At 72.2% G+C, this 16,866-nt stretch carries 15 protein-coding genes; 2 read left to right on the top strand and 13 right to left on the bottom strand.

What is annotated here, in order from left to right; genetic code table 11:
• Positions 1-21 precede the first annotated feature (21 nt).
• From ISG29_RS01240 to ISG29_RS01220, 5 genes are all read right to left on the bottom strand, one after another.
• Entirely contained in the window at positions 22-900 is an 879-nt protein-coding gene (locus ISG29_RS01240) for an Fpg/Nei family DNA glycosylase (RefSeq protein ID WP_194501544.1), read from the bottom strand.
• 13 nt (positions 901-913) lie between these two features.
• A complete protein-coding gene (locus ISG29_RS01235; protein WP_194501543.1) occupies positions 914-1,423 on the bottom strand; it encodes a ribose-5-phosphate isomerase in 510 nt (169 codons plus the stop codon).
• 73 nt (positions 1,424-1,496) lie between these two features.
• Positions 1,497-2,093, bottom strand: a complete 597-nt coding sequence (locus tag ISG29_RS01230) for an LURP-one-related/scramblase family protein (protein WP_328827476.1) — start codon at positions 2,091-2,093, stop codon at positions 1,497-1,499.
• 118 nt (positions 2,094-2,211) lie between these two features.
• Positions 2,212-3,267 carry a tRNA (adenosine(37)-N6)-threonylcarbamoyltransferase complex transferase subunit TsaD gene (tsaD, locus tag ISG29_RS01225; protein WP_194501542.1) on the bottom strand — a complete coding sequence of 352 codons (1,056 nt, stop codon included), beginning with the start codon at positions 3,265-3,267 and terminating at the stop codon, positions 2,212-2,214.
• Positions 3,268-3,307: 40 nt separating this feature from the next.
• Positions 3,308-4,195 (bottom strand): NAD-dependent epimerase/dehydratase family protein, encoded by an 888-nt coding sequence (locus ISG29_RS01220; RefSeq protein ID WP_194501541.1) that lies wholly within the window; start codon positions 4,193-4,195, stop codon positions 3,308-3,310.
• A gap of 63 nt (positions 4,196-4,258) precedes the next feature.
• Here ISG29_RS01220 and ISG29_RS21475 point away from each other — a divergent pair, with 63 nt between their 5' ends.
• Positions 4,259-5,020, top strand: a complete 762-nt coding sequence (locus ISG29_RS21475; RefSeq protein WP_194501540.1) for a GNAT family N-acetyltransferase — start codon at positions 4,259-4,261, stop codon at positions 5,018-5,020.
• A gap of 150 nt (positions 5,021-5,170) precedes the next feature.
• On the opposite strand, the gene ISG29_RS20605 is transcribed toward ISG29_RS21475, so the two are convergent.
• From ISG29_RS20605 to ISG29_RS01190, 5 genes are read right to left on the bottom strand one after another with little or no spacing between them, the layout of a single operon-like run.
• Positions 5,171-5,653 carry a GNAT family N-acetyltransferase gene (locus ISG29_RS20605; protein WP_328827471.1) on the bottom strand — a complete coding sequence of 161 codons (483 nt, stop codon included), beginning with the start codon at positions 5,651-5,653 and terminating at the stop codon, positions 5,171-5,173.
• Complete coding sequence (gene tsaB, locus ISG29_RS01205) at positions 5,650-6,288, bottom strand: tRNA (adenosine(37)-N6)-threonylcarbamoyltransferase complex dimerization subunit type 1 TsaB (RefSeq protein WP_194501539.1); 639 nt, start codon at positions 6,286-6,288, stop codon at positions 5,650-5,652. The genes ISG29_RS20605 and tsaB overlap by 4 nt, the downstream gene beginning before the upstream one ends.
• Positions 6,289-6,303: 15 nt before the next feature.
• Positions 6,304-7,059, bottom strand: coding sequence for a lytic murein transglycosylase (locus ISG29_RS01200; protein WP_328827468.1), 756 nt, complete (start codon positions 7,057-7,059; stop codon positions 6,304-6,306).
• Between the two features lie 7 nt (positions 7,060-7,066).
• Positions 7,067-7,693, bottom strand: coding sequence for an HAD family hydrolase (locus ISG29_RS21470; protein ID WP_194501538.1), 627 nt, complete (start codon positions 7,691-7,693; stop codon positions 7,067-7,069).
• A 28-nt stretch (positions 7,694-7,721) separates the two neighbouring features.
• Complete coding sequence (locus ISG29_RS01190) at positions 7,722-8,495, bottom strand: 3'(2'),5'-bisphosphate nucleotidase CysQ (RefSeq protein WP_328827465.1); 774 nt, start codon at positions 8,493-8,495, stop codon at positions 7,722-7,724.
• A 188-nt stretch (positions 8,496-8,683) separates the two neighbouring features.
• On the opposite strand from ISG29_RS01190, the gene ISG29_RS01185 reads away from it, so the two are divergent.
• Positions 8,684-8,977 carry a WXG100 family type VII secretion target gene (locus ISG29_RS01185; RefSeq protein WP_194501537.1) on the top strand — a complete coding sequence of 98 codons (294 nt, stop codon included), beginning with the start codon at positions 8,684-8,686 and terminating at the stop codon, positions 8,975-8,977.
• A 104-nt stretch (positions 8,978-9,081) separates the two neighbouring features.
• Here the strand turns inward: ISG29_RS01185 and ISG29_RS01180 are convergent, their stop codons facing one another.
• From ISG29_RS01180 to ISG29_RS01170, 3 genes are read right to left on the bottom strand one after another with little or no spacing between them, the layout of a single operon-like run.
• Positions 9,082-13,422 carry an FtsK/SpoIIIE domain-containing protein gene (locus ISG29_RS01180; protein ID WP_194501536.1) on the bottom strand — a complete coding sequence of 1,447 codons (4,341 nt, stop codon included), beginning with the start codon at positions 13,420-13,422 and terminating at the stop codon, positions 9,082-9,084.
• A gap of 18 nt (positions 13,423-13,440) precedes the next feature.
• Complete coding sequence (locus ISG29_RS01175) at positions 13,441-15,486, bottom strand: serine/threonine-protein kinase (RefSeq protein ID WP_194501535.1); 2,046 nt, start codon at positions 15,484-15,486, stop codon at positions 13,441-13,443.
• 58 nt (positions 15,487-15,544) lie between these two features.
• Positions 15,545-16,864 carry an ABC transporter substrate-binding protein gene (locus ISG29_RS01170; protein ID WP_194501534.1) on the bottom strand — a complete coding sequence of 440 codons (1,320 nt, stop codon included), beginning with the start codon at positions 16,862-16,864 and terminating at the stop codon, positions 15,545-15,547.
• Positions 16,865-16,866: the final 2 nt, after the last annotated feature.

Here is a 16,866-nt window from a genome sequence, read left to right as displayed (position 1 = left end):
CTCCTCGCGGTCGACCCGCGCTCATCGTAGTCGGCGCGCCGCCTCGGCCCGCGACCGGAAACGGGGTTGGCAGCGCGGGCACCAGAAGAGGTTGCGGTGGGCGAGTTCTCGGGTACGGACGCGGGCTCCGCACACCAGGCACGGCTGACCGTCGCGGCGGTAGACGTAGACCTCTCCCCCGTGGTCGTCCCGGCGCGGATCACGCCCCATCGCCTCCGGCGTGTGCTCGGGGCGCACGGTGTCGATACGGTTCGTGCGCACCCCCTCGTGCATGAGCACGACGAGGTCGTCCCACATCTGCTGCCACCGACCGATCCGCATGCTCGACCCCGGCCGGAAGGGGTCGACCCGGTGCCGGAAGAGGATCTCCGCGCGGTAGACGTTGCCGACCCCTGCGAGCACGGACTGGTCCATGAGCAGCGCTGCGATCGACGTCCGGCTGCGACGGATGCGCGCCCAGGCTGCGTCGGGGTCGGACGGCGGCAGGGCCTGCGTGCGCAAGGGGTCCGGCCCGAGCCGTTCGACGACGCTGTCGCGCTGCTCGGTGGTGATCAGGTCGCAGGCGGTGGCGCCGCGCAGGTCGGCCAGCGCGAACGTGCCCGCGCCGTCGCCGGTCACGAGGCGCATGCGCACCTGACCCACCGGCTCGGGCACCGCTGGCACGTGACGGTGCACCGCCCACGTGCCGTACAGCCCCAGGTGCACGTGCACGTGGTGGCCGTCGGAGAGGTCGAGGAAGAGGTGCTTGCCCCAGGCCTGGGCGGCCGTGACGACCGTGCCGTCGATCTGCGCCGCCGACTCGGCGAACCGGCCCTGAGGACTGGTGACCCGCACCTGCCGACCCGCGAAGGCGTCACCGAGGTCGAGGGCGAGCCGGTGGAGGGTGTGCCCCTCGGGCATCAGCTGCGCACAGTCACGCGTCGGGGCCGAGACCGACGGCGGACTCCGGGAGGGCCGGCAGCTCGTGGGTGCGCTCGTAGTCGCCGAGCATGCCGATGCGGCGCAGGTGCCGCTCGTCGCCGCTGAACGGCTCGGCCAGGAACAGCTCGACGAAGTGGGTCATCTCCGCGAGGGTGTGCATGCGGCCGCCCACGCTCACCACCTGGGCGTCGTTGTGCTCGCGAGCCAGCTTCGCGGTGGCCTCGGACCACACCAGCGCGCAGCGGATGCCCTCGACCTTGTTGGCCGCCATCTGCTCGCCGTTGCCCGAGCCGCCGACGACCACGCCGAGCGAGTCGAGTCCGGCGGCCCGGTCGGTGGCCACTCCCCGAGCCGCGCGCAGGCAGAAGACCGGGTAGTCGTCGAGCGCGTCGAAGACGAACGGTCCGTGGTCGACCGGCTCGTAGCCGTGCTCGGTGAGCCAGCTGACCAGGTGGTTCTTCAGGTCGAGTCCGGCATGGTCCGAACCGAGGTGCACGCGCATGGGTGGATCCTCCCAGAGGCTCGCCGTACCGCGGACGCGGGTCGGTCGGCCAGGGCGCTGCGAGACCGGTGGACTACCGCTGCATCAGGGCGTCGAGACCCACGGCGATCGCCGCAGCGACTCGGAAGTCGACCCGGGAGTCGGGCACCTCGACGGTGTAGCGGTCACGCAGCTTGAACTGCCGGTCGACGCTCATCAGCGGCGTGCCCTCGGCGGAGAGGAAGTCGAAGTGCACCGAGAGGAACGGCAGGTCGGTGAACCGCCGCAGGATCGCCACCAGTTGGCTGCGCTCCTGGCCGGTGCCGGTGAAGCCCGGGCCCTCCACGTGGAAGGTCGAGCGCAACAGGCTGGCCCCGAAGTCCTTGCGGAAGAAGCCGATCTGCTGACGAGACTCGTCGTAGATGTCGTAGCCGGAGTTGAGGTCGATGCGCTTGCGGGCCTTGAAGCTGAACACCGGACGCACCTTGGTGTCGTCGGTGTAGAAGGTGACCTCCTCCTTGAAGGCCAGCCGCTTCTGCTGGGCCAGCGCCATCAGCTTGCCCTCGCCACCGTCGGGCGTCGCCTCGACGATGTCGTAGCGGTTCGTGGTCATCGCGAACTTCTGCTTGACGAAGAAGCGCGGCAGGTACATCTGGTCGGACGGCGGTTGCGGGGTGGTGTTCTCGGTCACGCCCGCAACCTACCCAGCCTGCCCCGCGTCAATCGCTGACCCGCCGCCAGTTTTCGCGTGACCCGCCGCCAATTTTCGCGTGACCCGCCGCCAGTTTTCAACCGACCTGCCGCGAGTTTCACCCAGCGAGGACATCGGTGACCGACAGGCTGGAGTCGGCGGGCAGGTCGAGGGACGACGGGATGCGGCCGCGGCGCACCATCTCACTGCCGAGCGCGGCGACCATGGCGCCGTTGTCGGTGCACAGCCCGGGCCGCGGCACCCGCACCCGGATGCCCAGGCCAGTGGCCCGCTCCTCGGCCATCGCCCGCAGTCGCGAGTTGGCCGCGACGCCACCGCCGATGAGCAGATCCTCGATGCCCTCGCTGGCCGCGGCGTCGAGCGCCTTGCGAACCAGCACGTCGCACACCGCCTCCTGGAACGACGCCGCCACGTCGACCACCGGCACCGGCTCACCCGTCGCCTGGCGCGCCTCGACCCATCGGGCCACGGCCGTCTTCAGGCCGGAGAAGGAGAAGTCGAAGCGGTGCCGCTCGAGGTCGCGACGCGAGGTGAGTCCGCGCGGGAAGTCGATGGTGATCGTGCCCTCGCGGGCGGCCCGGTCGATGTGCGGGCCACCGGGGAACGGGAGGCCGAGCACACGCGCGACCTTGTCGAAGGCCTCGCCCGCGGCGTCGTCGATGGTGGCGCCGAGCGGCACCACCCCGTCGTTCGCACCGGTCACGTCGGAGACGCGCAGCAGACTGGAGTGCCCCCCACTGACGAGCATCGCGATGCACGGCTCGGGCAGGGCGCCGTGCTCGAGTTGGTCGACGGCCACGTGCGAGGCGAGATGGTTCACGCCGTACAACGGCTTGCCCAGGCCCAGCGCCAGAGCCTTCGCGGCGGCCACACCGACCAGCAGGGCACCGGCGAGGCCGGGGCCGTTGGTCACCGCGATCGCGTCGACGTCGTGCAGCCGGACGCCGGCGGTCTCGCAGGCTCGCTCGAGCGTCGGCACCATCGCCTCGAGGTGGGCACGGCTCGCGACCTCGGGCACGACCCCGCCGAAGCGCGCGTGCTCCTCGACGCTGCTGGCCACGGCGTCCGCCAGCAGGGTCTGGCCACGCACGAGGCCGACGCCGGTCTCGTCGCACGAGGTCTCGATGCCGAGCACCAGGGGGCCGTCGCTCATGTCGCTCACATCGGCCATCGTGCCACCCGGTGCGCCGGCGTCAGACCGACAGCGCCTCGCGCCAGGAGTGCTCCGGCTCGAAGCCCACCATGCAGCGGGCCTTCTCGATGGAGTAGAACGTCTCGTGCCCCGACAGCGGACGACGCACCTCGACGTCGTCGTAGAAGCGCGCGAGGAGTTCGTCCGCGTCGTCGGAGACCGAGGAGTCGGCGTTGGCGACGTTGAACACCTCATACCCCAGCCCGTCGGTCTCCAGGCAGCGCCGCACCATCAGGCCGAGGTCGCGCACGTCGATGTAGGCGAAGATGTTGCGCCGGCGCAGGGAGGCATCGGCCAGGTACGCCGGGAAGTCGCGCTCGTACTCGTGCGGCTCGATGACGTTGTTGATGCGCAACCCGTAGACGTCGGCCCCCGTGCGCGCCTGGAAGGCCCGCGCCGTGACCTCGCCGGCGACCTTCGACATGGCGTAGGAGTCCTCGGGGACCGTGGGGTGCTCCTCGTCGACCGGGACGTAGAGCGGGCGGCGTTCACCCTGGGCGAAGCAGATGCCGTACGTGGTCTCCGAGGAGGCGAACACGACCTTGCGGATCCCGAGCCGGGTGGCAGCCTCCAGCACGTGGTAGGTGCTCAGGACGTTGGTCGCATACGTCGTCGCGTCGGGCCGGAGCAGGATCCGCGGGATGGCCGCGAAGTGCACCACCGCGTCGTACGACGGTAGGGCGGGCAGGTCGAGCTCGGCCATCGACGCTGCGCCGGCCATCGCCGAGTAGGTCTGCCCCGCGTCCGTGAGGTCGACCGCCAGATCCTCGACGTCGGCGTGACCGAGGGGCTGGAGGTCGGCGTTGGTGACCTGGTGGCCGAGACCCGCGAGGTAGGGCGCCACGTGTTGCCCGGCCTTGCCGCTGCCACCGGTGAAGAAGATCCGCATGACCCATGCCTAGCCGATGCCGGCAACAACCCGCTTCACACGTCGGCGGGCAGGATGAGGACCGTGGACGGCATCGCGGAGCTCGACGCTGCTGCCTGGGTGGCCACGAGTGCGGATCCGTTCGTGCGGCACCAGGTGCACGTGCACCGCTCCCACCGGGTGCTGGTGCGCGGACGCGCCGCCGTGGCCGACGCCAACCGCGATCGCACCGGCCCCGACCCCGGGCGGCCGACACTGTGGTGCCTCGGGCCGCCGGGCGATCTCGACCCGCTGCTGGCCCATGCGGTCGACGTGTTCGATCGGCCCGACCGGATCAGCATCGAGGCCACCTCGTACGACGCCCTGCCGAGTCCGTGGCGCGTCGAGGTCCGCGGGCACTGGCACTGGATGCTCACCCGGGCTGCTCCCCCGCCCCAGCCCGGCGAGGACGTCGTCGGCGTGATCGACGACCCCGACGCGGTGACGACCCTGCTCGACGCCGCGAACCCCGCGGCGTTCCTACGCCCGGGCGATCCTGGCGAGGAGACGTGGCTCGGCGTGCGCGCGGCCGGTGGCGTCCTGGCCTGCGCCGGCACGCTCTACCGCGACCCCGACGGCACCGGCCACCTGCGCAGCGTCACCACCCACCCCGACCACCGAGGCCTCGGCCTCGCGACCGCCGTCAGCGCCGCCCTGACCCGGGTTGCCCTGGGTGGCGCCTCGGGCGCGGCCACGCTCGGCGTGTACGTCGACAACGCTCCGGCGCTGACCGTCTACGAGCGGCTGGGCTACCGCACCCATCACACCTTCAGGTCGGGGTCGCTTCACGACTCCGCCGGTGGTTGAGCCGTGAGGAGCGCCAGCGACGAGCGTGTCGAAACCCGGTGAGATGGCAGGCGAGATGGCAGGTGAGATGGCAGGCGAGGCTGCCTTCGGAGTCGCCGGGGGTCGACACGCCTCCGCCTCCGGCATCCGGCGGCTCGACCACCGAGCGGGTCAGCCGCAGGAGGGGCCGATGCCGCGGCGCATGACCACGGCGGTGGTGCCGTCGCGGTAGTAGCGGGGGCGGCGGTCGATCTCGATGAAGCCGCGGGCGGCGTAGAACGAGAGCGCCGCGGAGTTGTCCTCGCGCACTTCGAGCAGCACCCGGTCCGCCCGGCCCTCGCGCGCTGCCGAGAGGGCCGCGTCGAGCAGGGCCGTAGCAGCCCCGCCACGGCGGGCACCGGCGTCGACCGCGATGCGTTGGAGCTCGGCGATGTCGGGCACCACGCTGATCACCGCGTGCCCCACGACCACCGGACCCTCGGGCCCGACCCGCTCGGCGACGAGGTAGCGCACGGTGGGCACGTCGCCGCTCAGACCGGCCTCGATCAACCCCGGCGACCAGGCGTCGGCGCCGAGGTTCTCGGCTTCCGAGGCCGCGACGGCGTCGGCGTCACCGACATCCGCGTCGCGGACGACGACCACGACAGAACTCACGACACCGCCTTGGGCACACCGGGCGCCTGGGCGTCCGGGCGCCGCAGGTAGAGCGGCTCGGGGTCGAGCAGCTCGGCACGCTCCTCGGCCACGACGCGGGCCAGCCAGCCGGCGCTCGGCTGCGTCGGACCCGCGGCCCGGCCGAACGCCTCGGGGTAGAGCACCGCGCCCTCGCCCACGACCGGCAGCTCGGTGGCCACCTCCGCAGGCTTCGCCACGACCGGCCCCGACAGCCGGACGCCGGACTCGTCGTAGGCGGCCAGGTAGACCTCCTTGCGGCGTGCGTCGGTGGCCACCACGAACTGCCCCGGCACGACGCCGGTGTCAGCGGCCTCGACCGCGAGCACGTCGAGCGAGCACACGCCGTACACGGGGATCTCGAGAGCGAGGGCCAACGTGCGGGCGGTGACGAGACCGACCCGGAGGCCGGTGAAGGGCCCAGGACCCACCCCGACCCCGATCGCGGTGACGTCGATGCGCAACGCGCCGGCGTCGGTGAGCACGCCCTCGATGAGCGGGGCCAGTTGCTCCCCGTGCTTCATCGGCGCCTGCGCGGACCGCTCGGCCACGACCCGGCCGTCGTCGTACAGCGCGGCCGAGACCAGTGGGGTCGCGGTGTCGAAGGTCAGCAGCACGAGGCCGAGGGTAGATCAGTGCCGCTCGGCACGCCGGGCGTAGGTGTCGGCCGTGCGGCGCACGAGATCGACGTACTCGCCCGACCGGTTGTAGCTGAGCACCGCGCCCGACCAGCCGGCGCCGGTGTCGAGGTCGGCGCCCGAGGCGCACAGGTACGACGCGGCCGTCGCCGCTGCGTCGTCGAGGTCGAGGGGGTCGGCGGTCCCGTCACCGTCGCCGTCGGTGGCCCAGGGGTCGAACGACGACCGCAGGAACTGCATCGGCCCGACGGCGTGCTCCCAGGTGGGGTCGCCGTGCCAGGCCGTCGACTGCGCGGTCGACCGGATGGCGGCGAAGTCGCCCGACCCGTCGAGCGCCGGGCCGATGACCGGCCGCGACGACGTGCCGTCGGCACGCAGCCGGCGTCCGCCGATCGTGCCGTGCTGCGATTCGACCCACCCGATGCCGGCCAAGGTCGTCCAGCCGATGTCGCACCCGTCGGTCTCGCCGAGCTGCGCGTCGGCATAGGCGCGCAGTGCGGGCTTCGGGATACCGGTGCGGGCCGCGATCGTCTCGACCCACCGTTGCGACACCAGTTGGCCGCGCCGGCCGTCACGGTGACCGCGCCCGGCCAGCCCGGACGCCGGCTGCGGCGCGGGCATGTAGGCCTGTGGTGGGGTGAGGTCGAGCGTGCGCTCGGGCCGGTAGAGGTGCGAGACGCCGACCGCGGCGAGCGAGAGCGCCAACAGCAGGCTCGCGAACACTGCGATGGCTCGGGGACCGCGGATCACGAGAAGCTCACGAGGTGACTCCGGCCGCCTCGACGCCCAGTGCGGCGAGCGCCGTCCGCAGCGCGTGGTGGCCCCGGTCGAGGTGCCAGTGCACGCCCAGGAGTCCGACGCTCCGAGCCGCCTCGACGTTGGCCTCCACGTCGTCCACGAACACGACCTCGTGCGGCTCGGCACCGATGCGCTCGACGGCCAGGTCGAAGTAGGCGGGCTCGGGCTTGGCCACCCCGAGCTCCCAGGAGTAACAGGAGACGTCGAAGAGGTCGTCGTAGCCGAGCTCGGTGCGCATGCGGGTGCCGCGCTGGCGGTGCTGGTTGGTGCCGAGGTGCACGCCGTAGCCGGCGTCCTTGAGGCGACGAGCCAGCGTCAGGGAGTCCTCGTCCACCTCGATGCGACCCCACAGCGCGTCGTAGAACTCCTGGGGGTCGACCTCGCCGTAGCGCGGCACGACCTCACCCACGACGTCGAGGAAGTCGCCCTCGCCGCGCAGCGACGGCTTCTCCCCCGCCCACAGCTGCCGGCCCAGCTCCTCGGCGCGCTCGCGACCACCCACCCACGCGGCGATGACGCCCAGCGGGTCGCGCGGTGAGAGCTGGAGGACGCCGTCGGCGTCGAGCAGGACGTGCCGGACGGTCACGACGGCAGACGGGTCACGAGACGCACCCTCACTCGGTGCCGTGCTCGGCGATGAACGCCAAGATGCGCTCCGAGAGCTCGGGGCGGCACACGATGAGGTCGGGCAGGTACACGTCGTCTTGGTTGTAGACCAGCTCGCTGCCGTCGACGCGCGAGGTGAACAGCCCGGCGGCGCGGGCCACGGCCACGGGCGCGGCGGAGTCCCACTCGTACTGACCGCCCGCGTGCACGTAGGCGTCGGCGACATCGCGCACCACCGACATCATCTTCACGCCCGCCGAACCCATCGGCACCAGTTCGGCGTCGAGGCTCTCGGCCAGCTTCTCGACGAACGCCGGCGGCCGGCTGCGCGACACGGCGATGCGCGGACGCTCGCTGGTCGAGGGCGGGACGACCGGCGGGGTGCCGGTGTTGAACGTCTCGCCGATCACCGGCTGGGCGACCGCTCCGGCGATCAGGTCACCGCCCGACCAGAGCGCCACGTGCACGGCCCAGTCGTCGCGGGGCGGCTCGGAGAACTCGCGGGTGCCGTCGAGTGGATCGATGATCCACACCCGGTCGGCGTCGAGACGCGCCTTGTCGTCCTTGCCCTCCTCCGAGAGCACGGCGTCGTCGGGGCGGTGCTCGGCGACCAGCCGCATCAGCAGCTCGTGGGCGGCGGCGTCGCCGGCGTCCTTGAGGGCCTTGCCCTCGAGCCCCTCCTCGCGCACCTGCAGCAGGCGTCGTCCGGCAGCCTCGGCGAGCCAAGTGGCCAGCGCGTGGTCGTCGGCGTTCTCGGGCGGCGTCATGGCGGTGGTGGTCACGTGCGAGAGCGTAGAGGTAGCGCCGACCGGAATGGACCAGCAGGGCCGAACCCCTCCCACCCGGCGCCTTTTGGGCTTAACTTTGCTTTGGGATGTTTGAACCGCGGTCGTCGCGGCAATCTGAGATCTCAGTTACACACCCGCGACCGGAGGTTCCGGCCGCCCCCCAACCTCCCGAGGAGAACCCCGTGGCGAATGTGAACGTGACCTATGAGGAGATGTCGGCGCAGGCCGGCAAGCTCACCAACGGTCGCACCGAGATCGAGACCCAGCTGCACACGCTGCAGAGCCAGGTCCAGGACCTGGTCGCGGGCGGCTTCGTCACCGACACCGCCTCGCAGGCCTTCAACAGCAGCTACGAGGAGTTCACCAAGGGTGTCTCCAAGGTGCTCGAGGGCCTCGACGGCATGGCCGACTACCTGAACAAGGCCGCCGACGCGTTCAAGAACGTCGACTCCGAGCTCGCCAAGGCTCTCGGCTGATCATCGAGGTGATCGCGGGCTGACCGCCCCCAGACCTCACGAAGGCCCCCGGACCAGTGGTCCGGGGGCCTTCGGCGTGTCGGTCGGTTCTCGGCCGAACGACCTCAGGAGAGCAGGGTCGCCACCTGCATGAGCGAGCCGGCGCCGAGGTTGAGCAGCCCGCGACCGGGCTGCACCGGGCCGCCGATGAGGTTGCGCGGCACCCGGATGCCGATGAGGTCGCCGTCGCTGATGCCCTGCGGCGAGAGCAGGAGCCCTTGACGCGCCTTCTTGGCCTCGACCTGCCAGCCGGACAGACCGGCCCCGACACCGTCGGCGTTGCCGCCCAGCACCAGGGTGCAGTCGGGCACCTGGCCCTTGACGATCTTCGCCAGGAACGGGCCGCACGCAGCGTCGCGCAGGCCCTCGCCGTCGTCGATGACGACGAGTACGGGCGCGTCGGCACCCGAGACCAGCGCCTCGACCTCCTCCTCGGTCGCCGAGCCGTCGTGGAAGACCGCGAGCACGCCCGCGGTGCCCTCCAGGTCGCGCAGGCCACCGGCTCGAGGGGCGATGGCGAGCACTGTGCCGCCGGTGGCGAGGGTGGAGCGGGCAGCGCCGAGCAACACCGAGGTGCGCCCGGACTTCCCGGGACCGGCCACGATGAACGCGGTCTCGGCACCGACGTGCAGGCCGAACGTGGTGAGCTCGTCGCCCCCCACGCCGAAGAGGCAGTACGGCTGGGGCGAGTCGGCGGGCACCATCGCGAGGCCCTGCTCCAGCGTGAGCCGGCTGGGCAGCACATCGACGCGGAACGGCTTCACGGTCGAGTCGTCGAGCCGCTCGCGCGCCTCCCGGCCGATGCGGGCGATGACGTCTGCCTGCGCCTTGCCGGAGTCCTCGGGCGCCAGCAGCATGACCTGGGTCTCGACGACCCCGGGCAGGAAGCCGCGCCCCGGTGGGAGCTTGTCCGGCACGCCCTTGGCGGGGATGGAGAGGAAGGTCCAGTCGCCCTTGTCGGCCATGCGCAGGCCGAGCTTGTTCTCGGTGAGCGTCGACATGCGCGAGGTGCTGATGAGGGTGCGGTCGCCCGTGATGACCATGTGCACGCCCACGCTTGCGCCCTCGCGGAGCACGCGGAGCACGGCATCGCTGATCGAGTCGACTTCGCCGAGGGTGGAGGTGAACCCCTCCCAGCGGTCGATCATGACCACGACGTGCGGCAGTGGGTCAGCGCCGCTGGCCCGCTGCTCCTTGATGTCGGCGAACGCGTTCTCGGCCAGCAGACGCTGCCGCTCGTCGAGGATCTGGGTGAGCCGGTTCATCAGCCGGGCGGCCCGCTCCCCCTCGCTGCGGCTCACGACGGCGCCGACGTGCGGCAGCGCGATCAGCGCGTTGAGCGCGCCACTGCCGCAGTCGATGCCGTAGAGGTGCACGTCGGAGGGGTCGGCGAGCGCCCCGATCGAGGCCGCGAGGGTGCGGAGCACCTGGGAGCGGCCCGACCGCGCCGAGCCGACGACGTAGAGGTGCCCGTCGCGGTCGAGGTCGAAGCCGTGGGTCTCCTGCTGCTGCTTCGCGGGCAGGTCGACGCGGGCGAACGGCAGCGACGGCACCACGCCGCGCACCGCCTTCTCCTCGACGAAGTCCGACCACTGGATGCGCGTGTCGATCGGCTGGAGCCACGGCTGTCGCTGCGCCGGCACCTCCTCGATCGTGGCGGCCTCGCGGACGGCCTGCACCAGCGCGGCGAGATCGGTGTCGGAGACGTCCTGGTCGGCACTGCCGCCACCACGCTGCGGCCGCGGAGCGGCATACCCGATCGCCTGCCAGGTCAACGGCGCGATGAACGGCGGTGGCAGGTCGACCGACACCGCACCCGGGCGTCGTCCGCCGACCCGACCGGACTGGAAGGAGAGGAGTGCACCGGCGCCGAGCCGGGCGTGGCCGCGACCCGGAGCGCTCTTGGGGATGCGCGCGGAGTCGGGTGAGTTGATGACGTCGGTGGAGTCGGAGGTGTCGGCGACCCGCAGGGCGATGCGCATGTTCGTGTTGGCGCGGATCGCCGGCGAGACCACACCGCTGGGGCGCTGGGTCGCGAGCAACAGGTGCACGCCGAGCGAACGCCCGACGGCCGCGATGCTCACCAGGCCGGCCATGAAGTCCGGGAGCTCCTTGGCGAGCTCGGCGAACTCGTCGATGACCAGCACCAGGCGCGGCAGCGGGTCGCGGTACGGCTCGCGGTCGTAGAGATCCTGGTAGTCCTCGATGTCCTTCACCGCAGCCTCGGCGAGGATGTTCTTGCGCACGTCGAGCTCGGCCTCCAGCGAGGCGAGCGCCCGCTCGACGAGGTACGGGTCGAGGTCGTTGACCTTGCCGACGGTGTGCGGCAGGTTCACGCAGTCCTTGAACGCGCTGTCGCCCTTGTAGTCGATGAGCACGAAGTTGAGCCACTCCGGCCGGTTCGCCAGGGCGAGCGAGGCGATGATCGTCTGCAACAGCTCGGTCTTGCCCGAGCCGGTCATGCCGGCGACCAGGCCGTGCGGGCCGTCGCTCTTGAGGTCGAGGCTGAAGGGGCCCTCGATGCCGACGCCGATCGTCATCGTGGTGCTGCGCGGCTCCATGGTCCAGCGTGCGCGCACGCCCTCGGAGGTGGGCGGATCCATCCTCATGACGTCGAGCAGCCGGGCACTCTCGGGCAGGCTGCCGCCCTCCTGGGAGGCGCCGACGTCGCGCAGGGGCGCCAGCTCTCTGGCCGCCTGTTCGCACCACGAGGGCGACACCCGGTCCAGCAGCAGATCGGTGATCGGGGCCTCGCCGCTACGCCGCAGGGTGGCAAACGACGGGTTCTGGGGGTCGACGACCAGGGTGGCGGTGCATCGCTCGGGCAAGGAGCGCTCGGTGTCCTCGACGCACACGAAGTACACGGCGACGGACGGGCCGTCCTCGAGGAGCGTGCCGAGGCCCTGGACCTCACGCATGGCGCGGTAGCCGTGCAGCACGACCACGTGGGCCGGGAAGCTCTCGGCGGTGACCTTCGAGCCCGCCTCCGACGCCGCCTCCTGACGCTGTTTGACCATCGAGGCCAAGCCGGCGATGCCCGCCTGCCGCGTCTCGTCGTCGTGGCAGACCATCGCCAGGGCGCCGTCGGGGTCGTCGCCGCGCAGGTGCGGGAGCCAGCGCAGCCACGACCACTCCTCACCGCCGCGGGTGGTGAGGAAGCTGAGCGAGAGGTCGCGAGGCGCGTGGTAGGCGGCCATCTGCGCCATGACCCAGCGCAGCAGCCCGTCGACGACCTCGTCGGGGCCGGCCAGCCCGACGATGCGCGACTTCGTGAGCCACACGCCGGTCGGCACCTGGTGCAGCTCGTGGTCCTTGCCGTCCTCGGCGCCGGTCACCGTCACGGTCGACGGCAGATCGGCCGACCCCAGGCGCAGGGCGAGCAGGTCGGGGTCGTGGCGGCGGCGCTCCCAGAGGCGCTTGCCGGGCAGCACGCAGGTGAGGAACGTGTCGGCCGGATCGGGCATCTCGGCGCGGAAGCGCTGCTGCTCGGACTCCACCGCGTCGTCGAGCTCCTGCTGCGCCTTGGCCAGCGCCTCCTCGTAGTCGGCAACGGCCTGCTTGTGCTCCCTGGCCGAGCCGCGGCGGTCCTGGATGAAGTTGGCGCCCAGCATGATCGGGCTCATCAACGCGAACATCAGGAACGTCGGCCGCTTCAAGACGAGCGCCATCGCGACACCGAACACGAGCGGCACGATCATGGCGACGACCGGGAACTTGCGGCTCTCCCGCTCCTTGGGGGCCTTGGGCACCTCGACGCTGGGGCCCAGGTGCCACGGGGCGATCCGCGGGGGGCGCAGGAAGTTGATCCAGCCGGGCTCGCCGGCCTCGACCGTGGCGTCGCGGCCGCGCGCGGGCCGCAGCTCCACCAGTGAGTCGCCGATCTCGAGCAGGGCCCCGGGCGTCAGCTCGACCGGATCCTCTGTCCCGACCACCTCGCCGTCGACACGGGTGCCGTTGCTGGATCCGAGGTCGACGACCGTGGCCTTGTCGGCACCGACCTCGATCCGACAGTGCCGCCGAGACAACGAGTGGTCGGCCCACGACGGGGTGCCGCTGCGCCCGAGGTCGTGGCTGCCGACGGGTAGCGAGAAGACCTGTCCGGCGTCCGGGCCGCCCACGACGTGCAGCTGGAGGCCGGTCTGCGACGGCGTCTCGCAGCGCGCTGCGGTGTCGCCGACGCGGACCCGCACCCCCTCGCGCAGGCCGAGCGTGGCGACCACTGCCTTCTGCAGGGACGTCGGCGCAGGCGCGTCGTCGGTGACCTTCGTCGGCACGGCGAGATCGCCGGTGTCGCCCGTCGTGGCGAGCACGAGTCGCTCGACGTCGGCGGCGGGCGTCGCGTCGTCGCACTCGAGCAGGACGTCTTGAGCGCCCTGGGGCGAATCGATGGTGAAGGTGATGCGCATGGGCTCTCCTCGAACCGATCAGCTTCCGGTCGTCAACACGTCGAACGAGGTCTCCGCGGTGAACTCGCCCATCTGGATGGACAGCTCGCAACCGGTGTTGGGTTGGAAGACCACCACGTTGAAGCCGCTGACGCGTCCGGCCGAGCACACCTCGACCTTGACGTCGTCCAGGCTCCCTGCCACCGCCTCGACGGCCCGGGTGGGATCCTCCGCGGAGGGACTCTTCATCAGCAGGGTGTCGCCGCGGGCCTTGTTGCCGACCCACGAGGCACTCACCTGGTAGCGGACGGGCACCGTGGAGGCGTCCCGGGTGACGTTCGGTGCCGAGATGCTGATGCCCTGGAGGCGCTGGATCGCGAAGTCGAAGCCCTGGTCGACCGACTCGAGCCCGGCCTGCGTGGCGTCGTCGACCTGGCCGACGTAGTCGCTCAGCGCGCCGGCGGGGTCGTCGGCGCCGGAGAGGTCGACGTAGACCGTGGCGTCGATATCGGCCTGGCCGTCGAGCCTGCCCGGGTCGATGCCCCAGGCGCAGCCCGCGTCGTAGCCGTCGGTCATGGCACTGATCCGGGAGGGCTGGTCGACGAGATCGCCGGACCACGTCACGTTCGGGCAGTCGGAGCCGGAGCCCTCCGCGCCGAAGCCCGGTAGCACCAGCATGAGGTCGCCGTCGAGCACGTCGCGACCCGAGTCGAGGTTCCAGGTGAGGGCGACGCCGTCGCCGTCGCTGGCGTAGTCGGCGCTCACCTGCGCACGCAGCCCCGAGTCGTAGTCGACGTCCTGCCCCTCCGCGGCCGTGGGCTGCTCCCCCGTCTGGGTCGCCTGCTCCTCGGCGACCGGGTCGTCCTTGCCACCGCCGATGACGCCGGCGAAGAACAACCCGCCGGTGATGACCAGGAGCGCGGCGACCGTGCCCGCGACCCACGGCCAGAGGCGGCGCTTGCGCTCCTGGGGAGCGACCACCTCGGCGCGCAGCCGGGGGGCCTCGTGGGTGCGTTCGGGGCGGCCGAGGTTCGTCTCGTCGGCCGAGGGGGCGGCGGCGCCGGGCACGAACGCGCGCACCTCGCCGACGTCGGCCATGGGGGGCGCCTCGACCGGCACGCCGCGCAGGTTGGTGGCGCCAGGGTCGACGTCGGCCGGCTGGACCGAGACCCGCACGGCCTCACCGGCTGCGGCACCCGAGGCGGCGGACGCGACCGTCTCGAAGGTCGCGGGCGCGGTCTGCACCGCCAGCGGCTCCCCGCCGAGAGCGGACTCGGGAAGCTCGCGCAGCCCGCGAGCGGTCGCGGCGGCCGAGAGCCGGGAGGCGGGATCCTTCGCCAGCATGCCGGCGATCAGGTTCCACAACGGGGTGGGCACCGGCAGCGGCGGCGGCGCGGCCGTGACGTGCCGGAAGCCGACGGTGTGGGCGGTGCCGCTGCCGCTGAACGGGGTGCGGCCGCCGAGCAGCTCGTAGAGCAGGACGCCGGCGGCGTACACGTCGGAGGCCGCGCCGAAGGAGCCGGCCGAGAACAACTCGGGCGGCATGTAGCCGGGGGTGCCGAGCAGGCCGGTCGCCTGCACGGTGGACTCCTGGGCCAGGCGCGCGATGCCGAAGTCGCTCAACTTCGCGGTGGTGAGATCGGTCGTGCTCGGGAGCAGCACGTTGTCGGGCTTCACGTCGCGGTGCAGGCAGCCGCTCGCGTGGGCGGCCACGAGGGCGTCGAGCACGGCACACGCCACCTCGACGGCCTCGCGGGCCGCGAGCGTGCCGCGCTGGCGCAGGTAGTCGCCGAGGCTCGGACCCTCGACGAGGTCCATGACGATGGCGAGGTCGTCGCCCTCGACCACCAGGTCACGCACGGAGAGGATGTTGGGGTGGTCCAGGCTGATGAGGATGGACCGCTCCTGCACGAAGCGGGTGACGATCTCGGGGTCCTGCGTCAGCTCGGTGCGCAGCCGCTTGGCGGCCACCCACGTCTCACCGGTGCGGTCCCAGGTGCGCCACACCTCGCCCATGGCGCCACTGCCCAGCCGCTCGGCCAGCTCGTAGCGGCTGCCGAGCGCTCGACGGCTCTCCAGCGTCATCTCACCTCCGTGCCCGAGTGGGATCCACCGCAGCGCGCCCCTCGATCAGGCGGCGCGCTCACCCGTCCGTGGTCTGCGAGGCAGCGCCGTCGGCCGTGCTGGAGAACCAGTAGAAGCGTGGGGCGTTGTCGGGACTGGTCGGTCGGACGCCGGGATCTTGCGTCGTGGAGACCAGCGTAACGACGTCGGAGCCGGCCAGGGCGTGAATCGAGGAGAAGTCGAGCGCCGGGCCGGCGAGACCGTCGGAGGAGTCCAGGGTCAGCCCGCCGAGGGCGTCGGACACCTTGGCCGGGTCGGTCGACCTGGCCGCCTGGACCGCGCGCACCAGTGCGATCACGGCGTCGTGGCTGGCGGTGTCGGCGTCGGCCGCGACGTCGGAGAAGGGACCGCTGCCGAGCAGATCCTTGAGGTCGGGATCGCCCGCCGCCAGCCGCAGTGCGGCGAAGAAGGCGCTGGCCGCGTCGCCGCGGTCGCTGCGCTGCAGGGTGGTGGTGTCGGCCGCGTCGGCCCCCGCACTGGTCAGACCGCTGAGCAGCGTGCCGGAGTCGTCGACGAGATCGCGGGCGAAGAACGCCGAGAGCGCCGAGTGGTCGAGGTAGACGGGAACGTCTTGACCGGTACCGGCCAGCCGGCTGACCACGGCGGCCAGCGAGGACGCCGATCCGGTGACGACCACGGAGTCGGCGGAACCCCGGCGGACCGCGGCGACGGCCTGCTTGACCACGGCGCCGCCCTTGCCCTTGCGGTAGACGGCGACATCGGCCGACCCGACCCCCGGCAGGTTCTCGTCGTCGGCGCGGATGACGAACGGGGCGGAGTCGCCGGCGTCCTTCATCGCCGCCACGAGCGCCCGAGCCACGCCCGACTGCGAGGGTCCGGTCTCCCAGACCCCGCTGGGCAGCGAACCCAGCTCGGCGTACGGGAGCAGCACCGGCACGCCGGCCCGCGAGGCGTTGGCGAGCGCGCGCTCTAGGTGATCGCCCTCGGAGGCCACCACGATGCCCGACACACCGTCGTCGACGAGCTGCGAGACGGCCTTCGACGCGCCGCGGCTGGTGCCGCCGTCGTCGACGACGTCGAGGGTCACCGGAGTGCCGCCGAGGCCGAGGCGATAGGCCGCGACCTGGGCGCCCGCGGCGCCCAGCCGCCAGTCCTCACCCTGCCCCGGGCGTGAGCTGAGGGTGAGCACCACCCCGATGCTCGGCTCGAGGCTCGCGCCGTCACCGGCGCCGTCGGTCTCGACGGCGAGCGCGACGGCCGCGGGCTGGCCGGCCTGCGCCCCAGTGGACGACGGCTTCTCGTCGTCGCTGGAGGACGACGAGCAGGCCGCAGCGGTCAGGGCCAGCGCCAGGGCCGCACCGGTGAGGGCGATGCGCATCG

The organism is Nocardioides acrostichi (assembly GCF_015319165.1).
Taxonomy (GTDB): Bacteria; Actinomycetota; Actinomycetes; order Propionibacteriales; family Nocardioidaceae; genus Nocardioides; species Nocardioides acrostichi.
This window is presented reverse-complemented; position numbering and strand designations above follow the sequence as displayed.

What these genes read in the sequence shown, in the direction of transcription:
- ISG29_RS01235 (WP_194501543.1), bottom strand. Translation starts at nt 1,423, where the DNA reads ATGCGCGTGCACCTCGGTTCGGACCATGCCGGACTCGACCTGAAGAAC.
- ISG29_RS01220 (WP_194501541.1), bottom strand. Translation starts at nt 4,195, where the DNA reads ATGCGGATCTTCTTCACCGGTGGCAGCGGCAAGGCCGGGCAACACGTG.
- ISG29_RS01180 (WP_194501536.1), bottom strand. Translation starts at nt 13,422, where the DNA reads ATGCGCATCACCTTCACCATCGATTCGCCCCAGGGCGCTCAAGACGTC.
- ISG29_RS01240 (WP_194501544.1), bottom strand. Translation starts at nt 900, where the DNA reads ATGCCCGAGGGGCACACCCTCCACCGGCTCGCCCTCGACCTCGGTGAC.
- ISG29_RS01170 (WP_194501534.1), bottom strand. Translation starts at nt 16,864, where the DNA reads ATGCGCATCGCCCTCACCGGTGCGGCCCTGGCGCTGGCCCTGACCGCT.
- ISG29_RS01175 (WP_194501535.1), bottom strand. Translation starts at nt 15,486, where the DNA reads ATGACGCTGGAGAGCCGTCGAGCGCTCGGCAGCCGCTACGAGCTGGCC.
- tsaD (WP_194501542.1), bottom strand. Translation starts at nt 3,267, where the DNA reads ATGAGCGACGGCCCCCTGGTGCTCGGCATCGAGACCTCGTGCGACGAG.